The organism is Kitasatospora sp. NPDC092039, from assembly GCF_044756065.1.
GTDB lineage: Bacteria > Actinomycetota > Actinomycetes > Streptomycetales > Streptomycetaceae > Kitasatospora.
Genome location: NZ_JBIVSD010000001.1, coordinates 325,385 through 345,312, shown reverse-complemented (window position 1 = coordinate 345,312; position 19,928 = coordinate 325,385). Strand labels below are relative to the sequence as shown.

The window sequence follows — 19,928 nt, the reverse complement described above, 5'->3', positions numbered from 1 at the left end:
CGGCGGTCTCCGACCGCGATCACGCCGAACGCCGGCCCCGCCCTCGAAAGGGCGGGGCCGGCGTTCGGCTTTCCCGGGGCAGACCGAACCGCCCGCGGGGGCGGGCCCGTTGCCCCGGAGGGCCAGGCCGATTGCCCTGGTGGGACAGATCACGGCGTGTCGTGGGCGGGTCGGCTTTGTTCGTACGGGTGCACGATGCAACAGTGTCCGTCGAGTATTGACATGGTCACGAGATGTGAGGGGGCGTGCGGGACGTGGGGGAATTCGGAGACGAACGGGTCGGAAGTGTTCAGTTCGCCCGCCGGATGTCGCTCAGTGTCCCGCTGACGTTGAGGAGTTCGTGGCACGTGGCCGCCTGCTTGCCCGACGCCGGGGTGCCCGGCGCCTCGCACGTCACGTTCGCCGTCACGGTCTGGTCCTCGGGGACCTGGATGGGGGTCACCCAGTGGTAGTCCTGGTTGCGGAAGGTCTCCAGGGCGATCGTGGTGATCGTCTTGTTGCCCGCCGTGATGGTCACCACACCCTGGTCGCCCTGGAAGTTGGCCACCACGATGTCGGTGATGTCGAGCACCTTTCCGTGCGGCACCGGGTAACTGCCCGTCCCGGCAGCACCGTTCGCGGTCTGCACGTCGATCGTCTCGGAGAACTGCTGCCCCGTCCCCGGCACCGCCGGGCCCGCGCCGGGGCCGCCCTGGCCGCCCGGGCCGGTGGCGGGCTTCCCGGCGCCCGGCTTGGCCTGACCGCCGGGGGTCGCCCCGCCGGCGGGGGCGCCCGGCGCGTCACCGGCCGGAGCGCCCGCGGGCACGGCCGGGGAGGCACTCTGCTGGGCGACGACGGCCTGTTCGGCGGCCTGCTTGGCGGAGCTGCGCACCGCCGGGCGGACCAGCGCGAACCAGGCCAGCAGCAGCGCGATCAGCGCGGCCAGCAGGGCGAGCAGCCAGGTGGGAAAGATCGGCAGCTGGGCGAACTCGCCGTCCAGGACGGGCTTCTGGGGCGCGGGAGCGGCGGCCTCCGGGACGCTGCTCCCGGTCCTGCCGTCCTTTCCGTCCTTGCTCTCCGGCCGCTCCTCCGGGCCCACCGTCACCTCGAACGGCCAGGTCGCCGGCTTGCCGAACCAGATCAGCTTGCGGGTGCGCGCCTGGACCCGCACCTCCCCGGACTCACCGGGTTCCAGGCGCAGCTTCCCCGGCGTGACCGCGAACCGCAGGTCCTCGCCGGCCTGTCCGGGCGTGAAGGCCACCGTGGTGGGGGCGTTGCCCTGGTTGCGCACCGAGGCCCGGTAGCGCCCGCGCAGCCAGCCCCGGCGACGGCGCGGGGCGAGCGCGGCCTGCAACTCGTGGAACGGCGTCACGGTGACCGTGGTCTCCGGCACCCTCACCAGGTCGGGGCGCTCGACCGGCAGCACCCGGACGCCGAGCGGGAACTCGCCGGCCCGGCTGGTGGAGGACCGCGGCGGGGCCAGCCGGACCGTCACCGTCTCGGAGGTCCCGGGGTAGAGCGACACCCGGGCCGGCTCGACCGTCGTCCAGGCGGCGCAGTCGCCGACCACCTCGAACGTGTAGGCCTCAACGATGTCGAGGTCGTTGCGTACCGTCAGAGTCGCGGTGGCCACGCCACCGGGGGCCACCGTCAGTGCTGGCAGGCCGAGTTCGGCGGATGTGGTCATAGCGTGACGGTAGGGCCGTCCGGCGCCGGAGAAGAGGACCGTACGGGCAAGCTGTGGGCACACCCCTTGCCCGTACGGACCGACCGGAGACCCCGCCCGGTGCCGACCCGGGGCCGGCCCCGCCGCGCGTGACCCGCGCCCACATTCCCCCGGCCGGCCCCCGCCCCGCGGGCAGCCGGCCGTCACCCTCGCAGGCAAGTGAAGAATGGAGTAGTTCGATGACGTCGACCGATACAACCCGGGAGGAAGCCGTCACCACACGCCGGACCGGGGTCGCGCCACGCTCCGGCACCGCCGCCGCACCCCGCATCCCCGAGCAACTGCGCGGCAGGCCGGCCCAGGTGCGGGTGGCGGTCTTCGCGGAGGACCTCATCCTGCAGACCGGCGTGGTCCAGACGCTGCGCCAGCGGCCCGAGGTGGAGCTGCTGAACGAGAGCGAGGCCGGCCGGGCCGAGGTCTCCCTGCTGGTGGTCGACGCGCTGACCGACACGGTGACCGAGCACCTGCGCCGGCTGCGGCTCGCCACCACGGGCCGGATCGGCCTGGTGGTCGGCCACTTCGAGGCCGGCGGTCTGCAGACCATCGTGGAGTACGGGGTCGCCGCGGTGCTGCGCCGCTCGGAGGCCACCCAGGACCGGCTGGTGCACCTGATCACGGCGTTGGCCAACGGAGAGGGCGTGATGCCCGGGGACCTGTTGGGCGAACTGCTCGACCGGATCGGGATGTTGCAGCGCACCATGCTGGACGGGCGGGGCCTGACCCTCTCGACGTTAACGGCACGGGAGGCGGAGATGCTGAAGCTGGTGGCGGAGGGCTTCGACACCAGCGAGATAGCCGCGAAGACGTCGTACTCCGAGCGCACGGTGAAGAACGTGCTGCACGAGATCATCACCCGCCTCGGCCTGCGCAACCGCGCGCACGCCGTGGGGTATGCGATGCGGCGCGGGCTGATATAGGGGAGCGGAAACGGGAAGCGGTGCCTCGCCCCGGGCAGGGCGAGGCACCGCTTGGAGAACGCTTAGAGGAGCCCGAAGTCGAATTCCCCGGTGCCGACAGCGGCAATGAAGGCTGCGTGGGCCGTGTGGTCGAAGGCCAAGGCAGGGCCGGAAGGGTCCTTGCTGTCTCGGACGGCGACGGCCTCGGGGAGGAGTGCGTATTCGACGCAGTTCTCGTTGCCGCCGCTGTAGCTCGACTTCCGGAAGGTGAAGCCAGTCGCCTCGGCGTCGGGATAGTGGGTCACTTGATCAGTTCTCTCTGTGCGGTGATGAACTCGAGCGAGGAGTCGACAGAAAGGGCTTCGGCCGTGATCTCCTGGAACTTCGCCCGGTACAGCTCGACGTCGGTCGGGTCCTCGATCCAGAAACCGGCGAGCATGCCTTCGACGAAGACCACGTCGAGGTCCTTCCGCTGAGGGAATCCGAGCATGGCGAATGCGCCGCTCATGCCCGGGTGGATGGCCGCACCCGCAGGCATCACCTGGATGTTGACGTTCGCCAGTCGGCTCAGCGTGAGCAGCTTGTCGAGTTGTGGGCCCATGACGTCGGGACGATTTGCGATGGCTCGGAGGGCGGCTTCGTGGATGACCGCCCAGACCTCGACGGGGTTCGGGCGGGTCAGGATGGACTGCCGGGCCATGCGGACCTGTACGAGATCGTCAACCGTGCCGCGGTTGGTGGTCCGGAGCCGATCGATGACCAGCCGAGCGTATTCGGCGGTCTGGAAGAGCCCCGGGATGAAGGCGGGTTCGTAGGTCTTGAAGGTCGAAGCCTCGGTTTCGAGCATGATCAGGTCGGTTGCTGACACGTTGATCACGTCGCGGTAGCTCAGCCACCAGCCGCGCTTGCTGCCGTCCTTCGTGATGGCGATCAAGCTGGCGCGAAACTCTTCGTCGTCGCAACCGTAGTGGTCGAGGAGCTTGTTGACATCCTCGATCTTGGCCGCAGTGCGGGCGTTCTCGATCCGGTTCAACTTGGCCAGGCTCATGCCGGTGGCGTCGGCCGCCGTGTCCGCGGCGATCATCGCTTGCTCGCGGAGCCTGCGCAACTCCTCGCCCAGCCGACGACGGCGAACGGTTGATACCGCCATGGGATGCCCCTCCTGACCTCTCGGTGGACCAGTCTGCCCTTGCTGATCGCGTAGGCGCTACCGACAACTGGCAGAGCGTGGCACCGAATTCGGGTTCGATATGAGATTTTGCAGATTATTCGAGCCAGCTTGCATGTGTGATGGCCCTCACGTCATGCTGAGTGTAGCTGGCCGCATGCACTGCGTGATCGACGTCGGGATGCTGCTGCGCTTTTCCGTCATTCCATCGCTTCGATCGCGCGTTTGATCGATCGATGGTCATATCTGAAGCCCCACGGAGGTTTCATCGTGTTCCCCCACGAATTCCCCCCTGACTGGTCGGCTGCGCGCGAGGAGTTGCGCGAGGCCACGGCGCGCGCCGGGTGGAAGCCCGACCTGGTCGCCGATGCCGAGGTCGCGCTCCTCGAACTCTTCGTCAATGCCTGGCGCCACGGCGGCAGTGCGGCGCCGATCGTCGTCATCGCGCTGATCGACCACGTGCTCCGGGTCTCCGTCAGCGACGGGAGCCCCACCCTCCCGATCCAGCGCGACGGTTCCGACCTCCTCGCGGTCTCCGGCCGGGGCCTGCGCCTCGTCCGCTCCCTCACCGACCGCTTCGGCACGGAGCCCCGGAAGTCCGGGAAGTCCTGCTGGTTCGAGCTGGACTCGGCCGCGTGACCGCCGACCACCGCCGCCCGACCGGGCCGGCCGATCCGGTCATGCGCACCTACACCGAGCCGGAGGTGGCCTCCCTCCTCGCCGAACTCCGCGACCGCGGCCGCGTGTTCGGCCTCCTCTGGCCCGCCCTGGCCACGGACCGGGTGGTCGACGGCCGCGTCCTGGTCCGTTTCGGCGCCGCCCCGGCCAGCACCGTGCTCAACCTCCTCGCGATCCTCCGCCACTACGGCTACGAGAAGGCCGGGGCCCCGTGCGACTCCTGATCGGCCTCGCCCTTCCCCTCCTCCTGCTCCTCGCCATCGCCGTCGTCGGCCTCGGCGCGGCCGCCGTCCTGCGGATGCCCCACCGCCCGGACCTCGCCGCCGCCCCCGATCGGAACCGCGACCGCCGACCCGCCTCCTGAAGCCCCGCACAGGAAGTCGGCCCAGCCGACTTCCTGTTCCACCGAAGTACCGAACCGAGAGGACCTTGACCATGGGTGACGAGAACAAGGGCGGCCCGAACGACGGCAGGAGCCCCGGACACGCCAAGCCCGGCGGATCGTCGATCGGCCCGAAGCCGTCGTCGGACAGCCAGAAGCCCGCCCCGGACCCGAAGCACAAGAAGTGAGCCCCGACGAGCGCCGGGCCGCGCTGGTGGCCGCGCTGACCGAGAAGGGTTCGCTGTCGCCGGACTGGGCCCCGTCCGTGGCGGCCGTCCCGCGCCACGCGTTCCTCCCGGAAACCATCTGGGCGGACGAGGGAGGCGGCGACGCCGAGTGCACCCGCTCCGAGGAGCCCGAACGGTGGCTGCGGCTCGCCTACAGCGATCTGCCGATCACCACGCAGTGGGACGACGGAGCCGACGACGGGACCCGCAGCACGCCCACGTCGTCGGCGTCGATGCCCACGGTGGTCGTCGAGATGCTGGCCGACCTGGGCGCGGAACCCGGTCACCGGGTGCTGGAGATCGGAACCGGTACCGGATACAACGCGGCACTGCTGGCGCACCGCCTGGGCGCCGAGACGGTGTCCACCGTCGAGGTGGACGCCCGGGTCGCCGCCCGGGCGCGCACCGCCCTTCGCGGTGCCGGCTACACGCCCGAGGTCGTGTGCGGGGACGGGGCGCTCGGGTGGGGCGTGCGCACTCCGTACGACCGGATCGTCTCCACCGTGTCGGTGCGGCACATCCCGCCCGCCTGGCCGGCTCAGACCCGGCCGGGCGGGGTGATCGTCAGCCCCGTCTCGCCACTGCTGGGCGGCGGGGCGGTGGTCCGCCTCACGGTGGACGGTGAGGGGACGGGGACCGGCCGGTTCACCCGCTCGTCGGCGTTCATGATGCTGCGACAGCAGCGCTACGAGGGCGCCCCGGTGGACGACTACCTGCCGGGGGAGTGGCCGGGCGACTCCGGGCGGTCCTGGACGAGGCTCGACCCCGAGGCGATCGGGGACGACTGGTTGGCGCAGTTCGCCTGTGCCCTCGCCCTGCCGGATGTGTACTACCGGCGCAACGGCTTCGGCGAGGGCTGGACGTGGTGGCTGTTCGACACGGCCGTCACCTCCTGGGCGACCGTGGACTCCGTGCCCGGGCAATCCCGGTTCGAGGTCCGGCAGTCCGGGCCGCGCAGGCTCTGGGACGAGGTGGAGGGCGCCTACCGCCGGTGGGAGTCCGCCGGACGCCCCGGGTACGAGCGGTACGGGCTCACGGTGACCCCGGCCGGACAGACGGCCTGGCTGGACGAGCCCGGTAACCCCCTGAAGTGACGACTGGGAGCAGGGCGTGCACGAGAAGTCGGCCCGGCCGACTTCTCGTGCGGGATCGGCGGTCCCTCGTGCCGTGCTACTGCGCGGAACTGCCGCGGTCCGTCGCGGAATCGGCCAGCACCAGATCGAGGAGCCCGGGGAACCGCCGGTCGAACTCGGGGCGGCGGAGCCGGTTGAGCCGACGTGGCCCCTCGTCGCGCTGCTCGACGAGGCCGGCGGCGCGCAGCACGGTGAAGTGGTGGCTGCGGGTCGCCTTGCTCACCGGAAGGTCGAACGTGCCGCAGGCACGGGTCCAGTCGGGGGCGCCGGCCAACTCCCTGAGGATGGTGCGTCGTACGGGGTCGCCGACCGCGTCGAGCGCCTCCTGGAGCGACACCTCGGCCGGATGGGTGTGGGTGAGGCCGCGGGTGCGGGCGGACATGGGCCGGTCCTCTGCTGAGTGTTCGTCAGTCGTCGTACACTGGTGTGGTCGATGTTCATCGAACACTGTAGTCGGGTCCTCCCGGAAAGCGAGCGTCCCCATGCCTCTGGTCCGCATCGACCTGTCCACCGACCGGCCGCCCGCCGTCCGACGCGCGATCGCCGACGCCGTGCACCAGGCCCTCGTCGACGCGGTCGGCATCCCGGCCGATGACCGCTTCCAGATCGTCACCCCGCACGATCCCGAGGAGCTGGTCTTCGACCCGAACTACCTCGACGTGGCCCGCCGGGACGTCGTCTGCGTCCAGATCACCCTGGTGGCGGGTCGGCCCCGGGAGCTCAAGCTCGACCTCTACCGGCGGCTCGCGGCCAATCTGACCGAGGTCGGCGTGCGGCCCGAGGACGTGTTCGTCACGCTCACCGAGAACGCCCTCGACGACTGGTCGGTGGGCAACGGCAGGGCGCAACTGGTCGAGCTGGGTGCTGTGGCGGGAGCGCCCGTCGAACCGTGATGGGCCGCGTCACGTCCCGTTCCCCGCATGCCGGTCCGCGCGGGCGGACGGACCGATCCGCTACGAGTCCGTGCGCCTGCGGGCCAGTTCCCTGATCTCCTCGGGCAGCGCGTCAGCTGCCGGCAGCCGCGGCAGGAGGTCCGGTTCGAGTGTCGTCGCGCGGAACACGAGCGCGACGGTCACGTCGTGGTCGGGCCGGTGCACGATCTCGACGGGGTCGGAAGCCCGGATGTCTCCCGGCTCGATCACGCGCAGATAGGCGCCCGGCACCGCGGCTCGGGTGAACCGCCTGATCCACCCCTCCCGCTCCAGCCATCCCTGGAACGTCGCGCACGGGATCCGCGCGCACGACACCTCCAGGACCACGTCCGGCCCGATGCGCCAACGCTCGCCGATCAGGGCGCCGTTGACGTCGAGGCCGAGGGTCGTGAGGTTCTCCCCGAAGGCGCCGTTGGCAAGCGGACCGCCCAGCTCGGCCTCCCACCCGTCGAGATCCTCGCGGGCGTAGGCGTAGAGGGCCTGATCCGGACCGCCGTGGTGCTTCACGTCGTAGACGCGGTCGCCTACGAGACCGACCTCGCCGGTGCCCTTGGGGCCGGGGGCGATGACGGCGACCGGACCGTCGACAGGCCGCTTGTCGATGCCCGTCGCACTGAGGCCCTTCCACGGGTTGGGCCGGGGCCTGCCGACATTGACGGAGAGCAGTCTCATGCGCGCGACGATACGGACGTCCGCGTGCCGGGGCGACCGGTTTCCCCGCCGGCCCGCGGAACCGGTCCGCTGGGACGGGGGAGCGGGGGGGCGGGGGCGTTCGGAGGCGCCGGCCTCGCCCCTCCCGCGCCCCGTCGCGACGGGCGTCCGCTCAGTCCAGCCACGCCCCGTCGCGCATGACGACCCTGCCGCGCAGCTCCGGCTCGCCGCGCCAGGCGCGTACGGTCGTCGGCACCACGCGCACGTACAGGAAGGAACCCTCCTGCGTGCGCGGGTCCCACCCGAACCTGGCGGCGAACGCCTCCGCCGCGTCCTTGGGCACGTCCTGGTCCGGGAAGCACTCCGCCTCGCCCTGGAGGAGCACCACGTCGAAGGCGTCGGGCAGCGCCAGACGCACGCGCGGCTCCACGCGGAGGTTCCGCGCGGTCGGGGAAGCGGAGCTGGTGCACATCCACACCGCTCGCCCGTCCCACAGGAACCACAGCGGCACCTGGTGCGGCCCGTAATCGGGGTGCGCCGTCGACACCCAGACGTCCCGCTCGGTGACGAGCCGTTCGAGAGTGTCGCGCCTGCGTTCCGCCGCCGGGCGGAGACCGTTCCCCGTGGTGTCCATGAGTGCCGACCTTACGACTGCGGCAGGTGAGAGGGCTGACGGGGGGTCGTGCACCGGTGGACGCCCCGGGCCGCTCGAACGCACTCGACCGGTCACCACGCTCTGAGCGCAGCGGCGGTGGATAGCATCTGCGGCGTGAGATCAACAACCCGTTCCTCGTTTCGGCGCACCGCGGCGTCGCTGTTCGCCGGACTCGTCGTTCTCGCGGGCACGACGGTCTCGGCTCAGCCCGCGGCCGCCGCAAGCACCCTTGCCTCCATACCCGCTTCCGGTTTCCAGCTGAAGATCGACCGGGCCACGGACTACGACGCCTACGGCGCCGCCATCCGCGCCGTCGAGAACACCCGCACCGTGACCAGGGTTACGCCCCTCACGGTCGCCCGGTCGAAGCCGCACGTCGGCCGGCCGGCACTGTGCCATGACACGGGCCTGGACGACACCTACAAGTACGACGGGTTCTGCTGGGACACGGGCGACGACAACACCAGCGCCTACTCGACTTCCGGCGGCTGGCATCCGCAGGGCTTCACCGCGGCCCACGACGCCACCGGCTCGACCGTCGACGGGCACCACCTCTACCTCGCCTCCTGGTACTACGGCACGGGAGCCGATGCGAAGGACAAGCTGGGCCGGATCTCGATTGCCGAGTCCACCGGGGAGCGCGTCACCTACGGCCATGTGCTGCTCGTGCGCCCGACCGGCAGCGGGAGCTTCGAGCCCATCACGAACATCCACGCCGACGGGATGGTCTGGTACGGCAACAAGCTGTTCGTCGCCAACGGTGGCGAGCTCCTCGTCTTCGACATGCAGTACCTGTGGAGCACGACCGCGGGCACGGACCCGTGGGTCCTCCCGCTGCAGGGCCGGTACTACACGGACGCCCCGGGCACCGATCCCCGTGGCTGCTCGGGCGGGGTCGGGCCCATCTGTCTCGGCTCGCTCAGCCTGGACCGCAGCAGCACACCCCATGCTCTGGTGTCCGGTGAGTACCGCAGCCACCAGGCGGGAGCCGGCGGCCGCATCGCCCGCTGGCCGCTCAACGCGGCCACCGACCTGCCGCTCGCCGATGACGCCACGAGCGTCGGCACCGCAACCGCCACCGCGGCGTACAGCACCCCGGTGTTCCAGATGCAGGGCGTCGCGACGGACGGGACCTGGTACTACATGGCCGGCGAATGTCCGACGAGCCATGACGCGGACCCCACCGACACGGGCAGCTACTCGTGCATCCACCGCGCCAGGGCGGGCGAATCCCCGTCCGTCCTGACCAGGGCCCCCAGCCTGACGCAGAACCTCGGCTACGACCGGTCCTCGGGACGCGTGTGGGGACTCAACGAATGGACGGGACACCGCGTCGTCTTCACCATCGACCCCCCGTAACCCGGCCGTGCGGGAAGTCGGCCCGGCCGACTTCCCGCACGAGGGGCGGGCGGTCTGCCCTTTGGGGACACCGGTTGCTTCCCCCGCCGAGGGTGTCCGGGCTCTCCCGCCGGGCCGCCGGGGCGGGGACACTGCGGGAGACCGCCCCTGCAACCTGTGAGGTCGAGCGTGATCGGCGCCTCCGCCACCCCCCGCTCCGTCCGGCGGCCGGCCCGGGCCGCCGTCGCGGTGCTGCTCGCGTTCGCGGCGGCCCTGGTGACCCTGGCCGGCGCCGCCCCCGGCGGGCCGGGCGCCGCGGCCCCGGTGGCCGCCGTCGACCCGGCGGCCGGACGGATCGTCTTCGCCGGCACCAACCACCGCGGCCTCGGCAAGGTGACCGGCACGGAGTCCAGCACCCCGCTGTTCGGGCCCGGCCCGGTCCACTTCGACCGCGACCCCTCGGCCCGCGGTGACGAACTGGTCTTCACCAGCCTGCGCGACGGCCCGCTGCCCCAGGTCTACCTGCGCGACGCCGCCGGCGCCGTGCACCGGCTCACCACCGGCATGGACACCTCCCACCCCGCCCTCGCCCCGGACGGCAAGGGCGTCGTCTTCGAGGCGCTGGAGGACCGCGGTGGCGACAGCAAGCCCCAGCACGTGCTGTGGGCCGTCAACCGGGACGGCAGCGGACTGCGCCGGATCACCGACGGTGCCGCCGACGAGACCCACCCGACGGTCTCGCCCGACGGCAAGTGGATCGCGTACTCCTGCGACGGCGAACCGGACCACCGTCAGATCTACCTGCGGCCGTTCGGAGGCGGCGCACCGGTGAAGGTCACCAACGTGACCAACGGGGACGCGGTCGACCCGACCTGGAACCCGGTGAACGACGACGCCCACCGCAACGAGATCGTCTACACCTGGGACCAGCGCGACCAGGGCCGGACCCTGATGCTCACCTCGCCCACCGGCGGCGACAAGGCGTTCTTCCCCGGCACCGGCTCCACCTGGAAGACCGGCTCCGCCGCGTGGATGGCCGACGGCAGCGGCGTGCTCTTCCTCAGCGCCGACCTGCTCGACCCCAACAACCCGAGCCCGCAGCCCGACCCGGCCCAGCCGCCGGTGGTGAACCTCTACCGCGCGCTGACCTGCAACTGCGACGCGCCCCGTCTGCTCTACCGCGTCAACCGGTTGATCGCCACACCGGCCTGGCTGGGCACCCAGAACGAGGGCGGCCCCGTCGTCGAGCAGACCAGCGCCTCCGGCGCCAACGTCGCCGACGTGCAGGACATGCGCCCCGACGGGTCCGACCCGCGGGACCTCGGCATCAGCGTGCTCCGCGAGGACCCGGCCGCCGACAGCAACACCAGCACCGACCCGGCCGCCGACCCGCTGTTCCACCCACGCCCCGGCTTCGACCCGTGGTACGAGCGCCAGACCTACACCCCCGACGGCCGGCAGATCGTGGTGACCCGCTACGAGGACGGGCCCGCCGGGCGGATCCAGCGGATCTGGCTCGCCGACGCCGACGGGGCGAACCCGCACCCCATGGACCTCGCCGGGCGCGGCCCGAACGACCGCGACACCGACCCGTCCCTCTCCCCTGACGGCCGGCTGATCGTGTTCAGCCGCAGCACCCCGGCCGCCGGCGGGCAGCCGGCCCGGCCCGGGCGCGTCCTGATCGCCGAGGTGGCCACCGGGAGGATCGTCGGCACCGTCCGGCCGCCGGCCGGCCAGCCGGACACCTCCGACGGCCAGCCGTTCTGGTCCCCGGACGGCAAGCTGATCGCCTTCTCCCGGACGGCCGTGGTCGACGGCAACGCCGGCAACCTGCACGTCTGGACCGTCGCCGCCGACGACCTCACCCGGCAGAGCGACCTCAGCCGGACGGCCTGCCCGGGCAGCTGCGACGTCATCGACGACAGCCCCGCCTTCGCCCCCGACGGCCGTCGCATCGCCTTCAACCGCAAGGCCGGTGACGGCGGGAACAACCACCAGGACGGCGTGGTGGTCACCACCCCGACCGGCGCCGACTGCACGGTGATCGTGCCCGCCGGGCTCGGCCAGGGCGCCTGCACCCGGCCGCTGCCCGAACGCCCCACCAGCGGGCCCTTCCAGCCCCGCGACGTCGCCTGGACGGCGAACAGCGCCCAGCTGCTGATGACCTCCCGCCGGGCCGCCCCGCCGAGCTCACCGGAGGGCATCAAGGTCTACGACTTCGCGACCGCCAGGCTCACCGAGCTCGACTGGCGGCTGCCGGGCCGCCAGAAGGAGCCGGCCGTCCAGCAGTCCGTCGACCTGGCGGTCAGCGTGCCCGAACGGACCCCGGCCGTCCCCGTCGACGGCAGCACCGACGTGACGGTCACCGTCACCAACAAGGGCCCCGCGCCCTCGCCCGGCACCGCCCTCACCGTCTCGGTGCCGAACGGCGCCCGGCTCGGCAGGCTGACCACCCCGACCGGATCGTGCGACGCCGCGGCGCTGCGCTGCGAACTCGGCACCATGGCACCGCGCGCGGTGATCCGGATCACGGCCACCCTGATCGGCACCCGGCCCGGCTACCCGGACTTCGGCTGGAGCGTCACCGGGACGGTCGTTGACCCGAACCCCGACGACGACTCCGCCCGGACCTTCCTGCCGGTGCTGGAGCCGTCGACCCCCTCGCCGACGCCCACCCCGTCACCGACCGCCACGCCGTCACCGACCCCGACCCCGACGCCCACACCCACACCCACCCCGACGCCCACCACCGCGACGCCCACCCCCGCACCGCCGCCGCCACCGCCCCCGGCGCCCGCACCCCCGCCGCAGGCCGGCCCCGGCGTCACGGTCGACGCCCAGCCGAACCCCGGCTACGTCGGCGGCCACGTGACCGTCAGCTACACGGTGCGCAACACCGGCCAGGCCCTCGCGACCGGCCTGCGCCTCACCCTCGGCCTGCCCGCCGGAGTGCCCACCGAGGCCCTGCCGCCCGGCTGCCGCAACGGCACCTGCACGGTGAGCGACCTGGCCCCCGGCCGCAGCGCGGTGATCCGGGTGGTGCTCTCGCCCGTGGCGGCGCTGGACACCGTCGTCACCGCCGAGCTGACCACCACCGGCACCGACACGACCCCGGGACCGCACCGGGCGAGCACCCCGCTGCGCATCCTCCAGCCCCGCATCGTCGCGGTGCCGCCGATCGGCAAGCCCGGCTTCGTGACCTCCGTACGCGGGGTGGACTTCCCGCCCGGCGCGCCGGTCCGCTTCACCTGGCAGCCCGGCATCACCGCCGCCGCCGCGCCCACCCGCCCGAAGGCCGACGGGACCTTCGCCGGGCAGCTGCTCATCCTCCCCAAGGACGAGACGGGCCCGCGCACCATCACCGCCGAGGGCCCCGGATTCTCCCCGGTGACCTGCCCCTTCCTCGTGGTCGAGGGCAGCATCGGCCCGCCCGGGGAGGTGGAGCGGCGGTGATCCACGAAGTCGACGAGGCACTGCGGCGACTGCTCACCGGGACCGGCCTGACCGAGCGCGGGATCGAGGTGGTCTTCGACGCCCCCACCCGGGACTTCGCCGCCCGCCGCAACGCGCCCACGGTCAGCGTCTTCCTCTACGGGCTCCGCGAGGACACCGGCCGCCGGCAGAGCGGCACCGTCGCGGAGTACGACGCGGACGGCATGGTGACCGGCCGGCGCCCGGCGCCCCGCTGGTTCGAACTGGCCTACCTGGTCACCGCCTGGACCAACCGGCCGCAGGACGAACACCGGCTGCTGGCCGAGGTGTTGCAGTGCCTCACCGCCACCGACACGCTACCCGCCGGGCTGCTCACCGGCTCGCTCGCCGAGCTCGGACTGACCGTCTCGCTGGACATCGCGGGGCAGGACACCGGCCTGCCGTCGGTCTCCGACGTCTGGTCCTCGCTCGGCGGGGAGTTGCGGCCGTCGGTCGACCTCCGGGTGCTCGCCCCGCTGCCCGGCGAGCGCGCCCCGGCCGGACCGCCGGTCACCGAGGGGCTGGTGCTGCACGCCGGCGACACCACCCGGGACAACCCGCCGTCCGCCGACGGCCCGGGCCGCCGACTGCGATACCAGGGCACCGCCGACCCCGGGCCGGACGGCTTCGCCGCGCCCCGGGAACGCGGGCTGCCGCCCGGCCGCCGGCCCCGGGGCAGGGCGCGATGACCCTGGACCTCGACCAGGCGGTGAACGGCGCCCCGCCGAGCCCCGACCACCTCTGGGAGCGGCTGCGGCGGGTCGAACAGCGGGTCCGCGCGGCGGTGCGCGAACGCCGGGCCGACGACCCCGACCCGGACGACCCGTACCGCGGCCAGTACCTCGGCCCGGAGGCGGTGGACCGCATCCTGGCGGCCGCCGGCACGGCGCACCGCGGGACCGCGGACCCCGGCGACGGGCCCGCGCCGCCGCCCGGCTCCCGGCTCGGGCGGCTCAGCGCCGCCTTCGGGCTGCTCCCGCTGGACCTCGACCTGCTGCTGGTGGCGCTCGCCCCCGACCTCGACCCCCGTTTCGAACAGCTCTACGGCTACCTCAACGACGACCTGACCCGCCGCCGGGCGACCGTCGGCCTCGCCCTGGAACTGTGCGGACAGCCCGGGGCCGGCGCCGGGCGCTTCCGCTTCTCCACCCGGGCCCCGCTGATCGCCGGCGGCCTGCTGGAGGTCACCGAGCCGGACCGCCCGCTGCTCTCCCGGACCCTGCGGGTCCCGGACCGGGTGACGGCCCATCTGCTCGGCGACGACGAGCCGGACGGCGCGCTCGCCGGGCTGGCCCGCCGCGCCGAGCCCGGCCCCCGGCGGCCGGACCGGCGGCGGACCGATCCGACGCGGCCCGACGAGCGGGAGGCCGACGAGCGGCTGCGCGCGCTGGTCGCCGTCGGCGGCCTGGTGCACCTGCTGGACCGCGGCGGGCACGCCGGCGCGCTCGCGGTGGCCGCCCTCGCGGCCGACGGCCCGCCGCCCCTGGTGGTCGACCCCGCCGCGCTCGCCGCCCGCCCGCCGGAGGGCACCGTACGGGTGCTCGCCCGCGAGGCGCGGCTGGGCGGGGGCGGCGTGGTGCTCGGACCGCTGGACCGGCTCCAACCCGAACGGCCGGAGCGGGCCGCGCTGTTGCGCGAGCTGTGCGCGGAACTCGCCGACGTCCCGCTGGTCGTGTACGGACCGCAGGTCTGGGACCCGGCCTGGGCGGCGCAGAGCCCGGTGGTGGTCACCGTCCCACCGCCGGACGCGGGCGAGCGCGCCGAGCAGTGGGCCCGCGCGCTGAACGAGGAGCTGAGCGAGGAACTCGCCGAGGGGGTGGCCGCCTACCGGCTGGACCAGGACCAGCTGGCGCGGGCCGCCTCGGTCGCGGCCCGGACGGCGGCCGCCGAGCGGCGCCCGGTGCGGGCCGAGGACCTGCGGACGGCGGTGCGCGCGCAGAACGCCGCCGGCCTGGCCCGGCTCGCCCGCCGGATCGAGCCCGCGGTCGGCTGGTCCGACCTGGTGCTGCCCGCCCCCACCGCCGGCCGGCTGCGCGAACTCGTGCTGCGGGCCCGCCACCGCGACCAGGTCCTCGGCCGCTGGCGGATGCGCCCGGGCGGCGGCCGGGGGAACGCGGTGATCGCCCTGTTCGCCGGGGAGTCCGGGACCGGCAAGACCATGTCGGCCGAGGTGGTGGCCGCCGAACTCGGCATGGAGCTGTACGTGGTGGACCTCTCCACCGTGGTGGACAAGTACATCGGCGAGACCGAGAAGAACCTGGAACGGATCTTCACCGAGGCCGCCCAGGTGAACGGCGTCCTGCTGTTCGACGAGGCGGACGCGCTGTTCGGCAAGCGCTCCGAGGTCAAGGACGCCCACGACCGGCACGCCAACGTGGAGACGGCCTACCTGCTCCAGCGGATGGAGTCCTTCGACGGGATCGCCGTGCTGACGTCCAATCTGCGGGCCAACCTCGACGAGGCGTTCACCCGGCGGCTGGACGTCATCGCGGAGTTCCCGCTGCCGGACGAGGCGCAGCGGCGCCTGCTGTGGGACCGCTGCCTGGGGCCGCTGGTGCCCCGCGGCGACGACCTCGACCTGGACTTCTGCGCCCGGAACTTCGAGCTCGCCGGCGGCTCCATCCGGGCCTGCGCGGTCTCCGCGGCCTACCTGGCCGCCGGGGAGGGAACCCCGCTGGGCATGGCGCAGCTGGTCGCCGCGGTGGTCGGCGAGTACCGCAAGCTCGGGCGGCTGGTGCTGGCCAACGAGTTCGGGCCCTGGCTGGGCGTCCTCGGGGACACCGGGCACGGCTGAGCGCTCCCGGGGCCGCCGGGGCTTCCAGGACGCCGGGGGCGCCCGGGACGGTGGGGGCTCCAGCGGTTCCGGGGACGCCCGGGGCACCGGCGGGGGCGTACCGCGGTGTCCGCCGGGGGCAGCGGTCGCTGCCCCCGGTCCGGGACCTGCGGACATGTCCCCCGGTGGGCCCCGGGCAGCAGACTCGGGGGCGAATGACCGGCGAAATGCATGGCCAGCCGAAGGAGCGCGTATGCCGTCGTACCTCACCCCGGGCGTGTACGTGGAGGAGGTCCAGTCCGGTGCCCGGCCGATCGAGGGCGTCGGCACGGCCGTCGCCGCCTTCGTCGGCTGCGCCGCGACCGGGCCCTTCCACGAGCCCACGCTGGTGACCAACTGGGACCAGTACGTCCAGCGGTTCGGAAGCTTCACCGAGGGCTCCTACCTGGCGCACTCGGTGTACGGCTTCTTCGCGAACGGAGGCGGCTCCGCCTACGTGGTGCGGGTCGGCGACCCGGCCCGGCGCCCGCCCGGCGGCGCGCCCGCCGTCACCGCGGCCCCGCCCGTCGAGATCGCCGGCTTCCTCTTCACCGCGCTGCCCGGCGCGGGCGGCGAGGTCTCCGTCGAGGTCGCCGACCCGGAGGGGGAGAACGTCCCCGAGGACCGCTTCCGGCTGCTGGTGCGCCGGGGCGCCGAGGTCGTCGAGACGTACGACGTGTCGACCCGCAAGAGCACCAAGGGCTACGTCCTCACCCAGCTGCGGGAGTCCAAGCTGGTCGCCGTCGCCGAGCAGCCCGGCACCGTGCCGAGCCGCCCCGAGCGCCGCACCCACGCGCTGGCCGCCGCGCCCGCGACGCCGGCCCCGGCCGGCCGGCTGGACCCCGCCGAGTACATCGGCGACGCCGCCGCCCGGACGGGCTTCGGCGGCCTGGAGGCGATCGACGAGATCACCATGGTCGCGGTGCCCGACCTGATGAGCGCCTACCAGCGCGGCGACCTCGACAAGGAGGGCCTGCGCACCGTCCAGCTCGCGCTGATGTCGCACTGCGAGCAGATGGGCGACCGGATCGCCGTCCTGGACCCGCCGCCCGGCCTGAACGCCCAGCAGATGCGCACCTGGCGCACCGGCGAGGCGGGCTTCGACTCCCGCTACGCCGCGCTCTACTACCCGTGGATCAAGGTGTTCGACCCGGCGAGCGGCCGCAACGTGCTGGTCCCGCCGAGCGGGCACGCCGCCGGGGTGTGGGCGCGCAGCGACGCCGAGCGCGGCGTGCACAAGGCGCCCGCCAACGAGGTCATCCGCGGCGCGGTGGACCTGGAGCTCCGCCTCAGCAAGGGCGAGCAGGACCTGCTGAACCCGATCGGCGTCAACTGCGTACGGGCGTTCCCCGGGCGCGGCATCCGGATCTGGGGCGCGCGCACCCTGTCCTCCGACCCCGCGTGGCGCTACCTGAACGTGCGCCGGCTGTTCAACTACCTGGAGGAGTCCATCCTCCTGGGGACCCAGTGGGTCGTCTTCGAACCCAACGACGACCGGCTGTGGTCCAGCATCCGCCGGAACATCACCGCGTTCCTCACCGAGGAGTGGCGGCGCGGGGCCCTGTTCGGCCAGACCGCGGCCGAGGCCTTCTACGTCAAGTGCGACCGCGACAACAACCCGCCGGAGTCCATCGACCTCGGCCAGGTGATCTGCGAGATCGGCGTCGCCCCGGTGAAGCCCGCGGAGTTCGTGGTGTTCCGGCTGTCCCAGTTCTCCGACAGCACGAGCCTCGTCAACGAGTGACCGGCCCGGTCGGCACCACCCCTCGGCACCCCTCGCATCGGAAGGTGACACAAACCCATGGCTGAAGGCGATCCGCTCTCCACACACATATTCGGCGTCCAACTCGGCGGCTACAACGTCGAGTCCGTCAAGGAGATCAGCAACCTGACGGTCGAACAGGACGTCGTCGAGTACAAGCAGGTGACCCAAGAGGGCAAACTGATCGTCCGCAAGCAGCCCGGCGCCCGGCTCCCCGGCGAGGTGACCATCACCCGCGGCCTGGACAAGAGCGGCGCGTTCACGGACTGGATCAAGGAGACCCTCAACAACGGGGCGATCAACACCGCGCGGCAGAACCTCACCATCGAGGTCAAGGACACCACCGGTGCCACCCTGCGGCGCATCCAGCTGCTCAACGCCTGGGCGAGCCGCTGGGAGGGCCCGACCCTCAGCGCAGGCGAGTCCAGCGCCGCCACCGAGACCGTGACCATCGTGTTCGAGGAGATCTCGGTCGAGTGAGGAGGAAGATCGGCCTGGAGGAGCTGCTGGAAGGGGCTCCGGCCCCGCAGCACACCGCGCCCCAGCAGCAGGCCCCGGCGGCCGCGGCCCAGCCCCGGGGCCGGGCGCCGCACACCGAGTTCGAGTTCGAGCTGCCGCTCGGGTACGTCGACGACGAGGGCACCGTGCACCGGCACGGTGCCATGCGCCTGGCCACCGCCCGCGACGAACTGATGCCGCAGATCGACCTGCGGGTCAAGGAGAACCCGGCCTACCTCAGCGTCGTGCTGCTCAGCCACGTCATCACCAGGCTGGGCGACATCACCGACGTGCACGCCGGGGTCGTCGAGCGGATGTACGCCACCGACGTGGCCTTCCTCCAGGACCTCTACCAGCGGATCAACAGCGAGGGCCACACGCGCGCCGCGGTGACCTGCCCGCACTGCGACGGCGCCTTCGAGGTCGACCTCGCCGGTGGGCGCCTGGGGGAATCGTGACGTACGCGCCTGCTCGGCTGTACGAGGAGATCGCGTACATCGCCTACCACTTCCACTGGCAGCGGGAGGACATCCTCGACCTGACCCACCGCGAACGCGGGCAGTGGGTCAGGGAGATCGCCCGGCTCAACACCCGCATCAGCGAAGGCGGGTGAGCCGGGTGGGGCTTCGGGACTGGATCGGCCGCCGGAGGGGCGGCGAGGCCGGGGGTGCGGGTGCTTCCGGCCCGGGTGCTTCCGGCGCGGTGTCCGGCAGCGCTTCCGGTGAATCCGCCGGTGGCGCTGCGGGAGGTGCTTCCGCTGGTGCCTCCGGCGGTGCTTCCGGTGGTGCTTCCGGTGGTGCGGAGGCCGCCCGGCGGCGTCCGGCGGGCGGGGACGGGGGATGGCGCGCGGTCGCGCCGCTGGTCCCGACCCTGGCCGGGCCGGCCCACGGCGTCAGCGACGGCATGAAGTTCCGCTCCCGGCTCACCGCTTGGCAGGACCCGTCGCTGTGCGGCCCGCTCGGCCACGCGGTCCTGCCGACCGCCCCGGCGGGCATCCTGCGGGCGGTCGCGCGGCCGGGCTCGCCCTCCCCGGTGCTCACGGGCGGGGACGAGCTCGTCGTGCCGGTCCTCCCGGCGGAGCCCGGGGCGGAGGAGCCCTCGGCGGACGACCGGGCGGGCTCGTCGCGGCAGGCCCGGCCGGTCCAGCGGTCCGTCCGGATGCGGCGGCTTCCGGTGCGGTCGGGCCCGCGCCCGGCGCGTGCGGGTGGGGCCGACCGCGGTGAGTCGGATCCCGGTGCGTCCCGTTCTGGCGGGGCGAAGTCCGAAGAGAAGAAGGGGAGTTCGCCGCAGCCTGTGGCGACGAGGCCCGCTGCGCCGGTGCCCGCTGCCCCGGCGTCCGCTGCCGGGCCCTCCGGTGCGGCGGCGCGAAGCGTGCCGGCGGCCGCCGAGGCGACGCCCAGTGCGGGCACCGCCTCCCCGCGCCGGAACGACGCGGTGGTCCGGGCCGACCATCCGGTGCGTCCGCGGTCCGTCGGCGCCCCGCTGGTCGTGGCGCGGCGGCCCCGGTCGCTGCCCGCGCGCCCGGTGGCGGCGGTCCCGGGGCCGAGCCGGGCCACGGAGGTGCCGCAGCCCAGTTCGGCGACGGTGGCGGTGACGGCGACGGCGACGGAAGAACCGGCC

Annotated in this window: 21 protein-coding genes; 15 read left to right on the top strand and 6 right to left on the bottom strand. The window is 73.3% G+C overall.

Features of this window, described 5'->3' with window-relative positions; translation table 11 throughout:
• Window positions 1-289: 289 nt before the first annotated feature.
• Window positions 290-1,666 (bottom strand): hydrolytic protein, encoded by a 1,377-nt coding sequence (locus ACIQI7_RS01495; protein WP_401103771.1) that lies wholly within the window; start codon window positions 1,664-1,666, stop codon window positions 290-292.
• Window positions 1,667-1,884: 218 nt separating this feature from the next.
• Between ACIQI7_RS01495 and ACIQI7_RS01490 the strand changes: the two genes are divergently transcribed.
• Window positions 1,885-2,622, top strand: a complete 738-nt coding sequence (locus ACIQI7_RS01490) for a LuxR C-terminal-related transcriptional regulator (protein WP_387757276.1) — start codon at window positions 1,885-1,887, stop codon at window positions 2,620-2,622.
• Between the two features lie 62 nt (window positions 2,623-2,684).
• Here the strand turns inward: ACIQI7_RS01490 and ACIQI7_RS01485 are convergent, their stop codons facing one another.
• Together ACIQI7_RS01485 and ACIQI7_RS01480 are read right to left on the bottom strand one after the other, a co-directional pair.
• Window positions 2,685-2,906 carry a DUF397 domain-containing protein gene (locus tag ACIQI7_RS01485; RefSeq protein WP_401103769.1) on the bottom strand — a complete coding sequence of 74 codons (222 nt, stop codon included), beginning with the start codon at window positions 2,904-2,906 and terminating at the stop codon, window positions 2,685-2,687.
• The gene (locus tag ACIQI7_RS01480) at window positions 2,903-3,751 is read right to left on the bottom strand and encodes a helix-turn-helix transcriptional regulator (RefSeq protein WP_401103767.1); all 849 of its coding nucleotides are present in this window, start codon (window positions 3,749-3,751) and stop codon (window positions 2,903-2,905) included. Before ACIQI7_RS01480 ends, ACIQI7_RS01485 begins: the two co-directional genes overlap by 4 nt.
• Before the next feature lie 288 nt (window positions 3,752-4,039).
• Between ACIQI7_RS01480 and ACIQI7_RS01475 the strand changes: the two genes are divergently transcribed.
• From ACIQI7_RS01475 to ACIQI7_RS01455, 5 genes are all read left to right on the top strand, one after another.
• Window positions 4,040-4,408: an ATP-binding protein gene (locus ACIQI7_RS01475; protein ID WP_401103765.1), complete on the top strand. Its 369-nt coding sequence runs from the start codon at window positions 4,040-4,042 to the stop codon at window positions 4,406-4,408.
• Window positions 4,405-4,671 carry a hypothetical protein gene (locus tag ACIQI7_RS01470; protein ID WP_401103763.1) on the top strand — a complete coding sequence of 89 codons (267 nt, stop codon included), beginning with the start codon at window positions 4,405-4,407 and terminating at the stop codon, window positions 4,669-4,671. The genes ACIQI7_RS01475 and ACIQI7_RS01470 overlap by 4 nt, the downstream gene beginning before the upstream one ends.
• Window positions 4,659-4,811 (top strand): hypothetical protein, encoded by a 153-nt coding sequence (locus ACIQI7_RS01465; protein WP_401103761.1) that lies wholly within the window; start codon window positions 4,659-4,661, stop codon window positions 4,809-4,811. Before ACIQI7_RS01470 ends, ACIQI7_RS01465 begins: the two co-directional genes overlap by 13 nt.
• A 71-nt stretch (window positions 4,812-4,882) precedes the next feature.
• A complete protein-coding gene (locus tag ACIQI7_RS01460) occupies window positions 4,883-5,017 on the top strand; it encodes a hypothetical protein (RefSeq protein WP_387757286.1) in 135 nt (44 codons plus the stop codon).
• On the top strand, window positions 5,014-6,150 hold the full coding sequence (locus tag ACIQI7_RS01455; protein ID WP_401103759.1) for a methyltransferase domain-containing protein: 1,137 nt from the start codon (window positions 5,014-5,016) through the stop codon (window positions 6,148-6,150). The genes ACIQI7_RS01460 and ACIQI7_RS01455 overlap by 4 nt, the downstream gene beginning before the upstream one ends.
• 76 nt (window positions 6,151-6,226) lie before the next feature.
• Here the strand turns inward: ACIQI7_RS01455 and ACIQI7_RS01450 are convergent, their stop codons facing one another.
• A complete protein-coding gene (locus tag ACIQI7_RS01450) occupies window positions 6,227-6,571 on the bottom strand; it encodes an ArsR/SmtB family transcription factor (RefSeq protein WP_401103757.1) in 345 nt (114 codons plus the stop codon).
• A gap of 100 nt (window positions 6,572-6,671) precedes the next feature.
• Here ACIQI7_RS01450 and ACIQI7_RS01445 point away from each other — a divergent pair, with 100 nt between their 5' ends.
• Complete coding sequence (locus ACIQI7_RS01445; RefSeq protein WP_401103755.1) at window positions 6,672-7,082, top strand: tautomerase family protein; 411 nt, start codon at window positions 6,672-6,674, stop codon at window positions 7,080-7,082.
• 60 nt (window positions 7,083-7,142) lie between these two features.
• On the opposite strand, the gene ACIQI7_RS01440 is transcribed toward ACIQI7_RS01445, so the two are convergent.
• The gene (locus ACIQI7_RS01440) at window positions 7,143-7,793 is read right to left on the bottom strand and encodes an MOSC domain-containing protein (RefSeq protein WP_401103753.1); all 651 of its coding nucleotides are present in this window, start codon (window positions 7,791-7,793) and stop codon (window positions 7,143-7,145) included.
• Between the two features lie 151 nt (window positions 7,794-7,944).
• Entirely contained in the window at window positions 7,945-8,406 is a 462-nt protein-coding gene (locus ACIQI7_RS01435; RefSeq protein WP_401103751.1) for a pyridoxamine 5'-phosphate oxidase family protein, read from the bottom strand.
• A gap of 117 nt (window positions 8,407-8,523) precedes the next feature.
• Between ACIQI7_RS01435 and ACIQI7_RS01430 the strand changes: the two genes are divergently transcribed.
• The 8 genes from ACIQI7_RS01430 to ACIQI7_RS01395 all read left to right on the top strand — a co-directional run bounded on the left by ACIQI7_RS01430 (window position 8,524) and on the right by ACIQI7_RS01395 (window position 18,921).
• Entirely contained in the window at window positions 8,524-9,786 is a 1,263-nt protein-coding gene (locus tag ACIQI7_RS01430) for a hypothetical protein (protein ID WP_401103749.1), read from the top strand.
• A 168-nt stretch (window positions 9,787-9,954) separates the two neighbouring features.
• Window positions 9,955-13,218 (top strand): hypothetical protein, encoded by a 3,264-nt coding sequence (locus tag ACIQI7_RS01425; RefSeq protein WP_401103748.1) that lies wholly within the window; start codon window positions 9,955-9,957, stop codon window positions 13,216-13,218.
• A complete protein-coding gene (locus tag ACIQI7_RS01420; protein ID WP_401103747.1) occupies window positions 13,215-13,925 on the top strand; it encodes a DUF4255 domain-containing protein in 711 nt (236 codons plus the stop codon). The genes ACIQI7_RS01425 and ACIQI7_RS01420 overlap by 4 nt, the downstream gene beginning before the upstream one ends.
• Window positions 13,922-16,030 carry an ATP-binding protein gene (locus ACIQI7_RS01415; protein ID WP_401103746.1) on the top strand — a complete coding sequence of 703 codons (2,109 nt, stop codon included), beginning with the start codon at window positions 13,922-13,924 and terminating at the stop codon, window positions 16,028-16,030. The genes ACIQI7_RS01420 and ACIQI7_RS01415 overlap by 4 nt, the downstream gene beginning before the upstream one ends.
• Window positions 16,031-16,262: 232 nt before the next feature.
• Entirely contained in the window at window positions 16,263-17,792 is a 1,530-nt protein-coding gene (locus ACIQI7_RS01410; protein WP_401103744.1) for a phage tail sheath family protein, read from the top strand.
• 57 nt (window positions 17,793-17,849) lie between these two features.
• On the top strand, window positions 17,850-18,290 hold the full coding sequence (locus tag ACIQI7_RS01405) for a phage tail protein (RefSeq protein WP_049660364.1): 441 nt from the start codon (window positions 17,850-17,852) through the stop codon (window positions 18,288-18,290).
• Entirely contained in the window at window positions 18,287-18,766 is a 480-nt protein-coding gene (locus ACIQI7_RS01400; RefSeq protein WP_387757301.1) for a hypothetical protein, read from the top strand. The genes ACIQI7_RS01405 and ACIQI7_RS01400 overlap by 4 nt, the downstream gene beginning before the upstream one ends.
• On the top strand, window positions 18,763-18,921 hold the full coding sequence (locus ACIQI7_RS01395) for a DUF6760 family protein (protein ID WP_181970396.1): 159 nt from the start codon (window positions 18,763-18,765) through the stop codon (window positions 18,919-18,921). Before ACIQI7_RS01400 ends, ACIQI7_RS01395 begins: the two co-directional genes overlap by 4 nt.
• The last annotated feature ends 1,007 nt before the right edge of the window (window positions 18,922-19,928 follow it).

Coding starts and splice junctions, on each gene's coding strand:
- ACIQI7_RS01495 (WP_401103771.1), bottom strand. CDS start 1,666: ATGACCACATCCGCCGAACTCGGCCTGCCAGCACTGACGGTGGCCCCC.
- ACIQI7_RS01490 (WP_387757276.1), top strand. CDS start 1,885: ATGACGTCGACCGATACAACCCGGGAGGAAGCCGTCACCACACGCCGG.
- ACIQI7_RS01480 (WP_401103767.1), bottom strand. CDS start 3,751: ATGGCGGTATCAACCGTTCGCCGTCGTCGGCTGGGCGAGGAGTTGCGC.
- ACIQI7_RS01460 (WP_387757286.1), top strand. CDS start 4,883: ATGGGTGACGAGAACAAGGGCGGCCCGAACGACGGCAGGAGCCCCGGA.
- ACIQI7_RS01450 (WP_401103757.1), bottom strand. CDS start 6,571: ATGTCCGCCCGCACCCGCGGCCTCACCCACACCCATCCGGCCGAGGTG.
- ACIQI7_RS01445 (WP_401103755.1), top strand. CDS start 6,672: ATGCCTCTGGTCCGCATCGACCTGTCCACCGACCGGCCGCCCGCCGTC.
- ACIQI7_RS01440 (WP_401103753.1), bottom strand. CDS start 7,793: ATGAGACTGCTCTCCGTCAATGTCGGCAGGCCCCGGCCCAACCCGTGG.
- ACIQI7_RS01435 (WP_401103751.1), bottom strand. CDS start 8,406: ATGGACACCACGGGGAACGGTCTCCGCCCGGCGGCGGAACGCAGGCGC.
- ACIQI7_RS01415 (WP_401103746.1), top strand. CDS start 13,922: ATGACCCTGGACCTCGACCAGGCGGTGAACGGCGCCCCGCCGAGCCCC.
- ACIQI7_RS01410 (WP_401103744.1), top strand. CDS start 16,263: ATGCCGTCGTACCTCACCCCGGGCGTGTACGTGGAGGAGGTCCAGTCC.
- ACIQI7_RS01405 (WP_049660364.1), top strand. CDS start 17,850: ATGGCTGAAGGCGATCCGCTCTCCACACACATATTCGGCGTCCAACTC.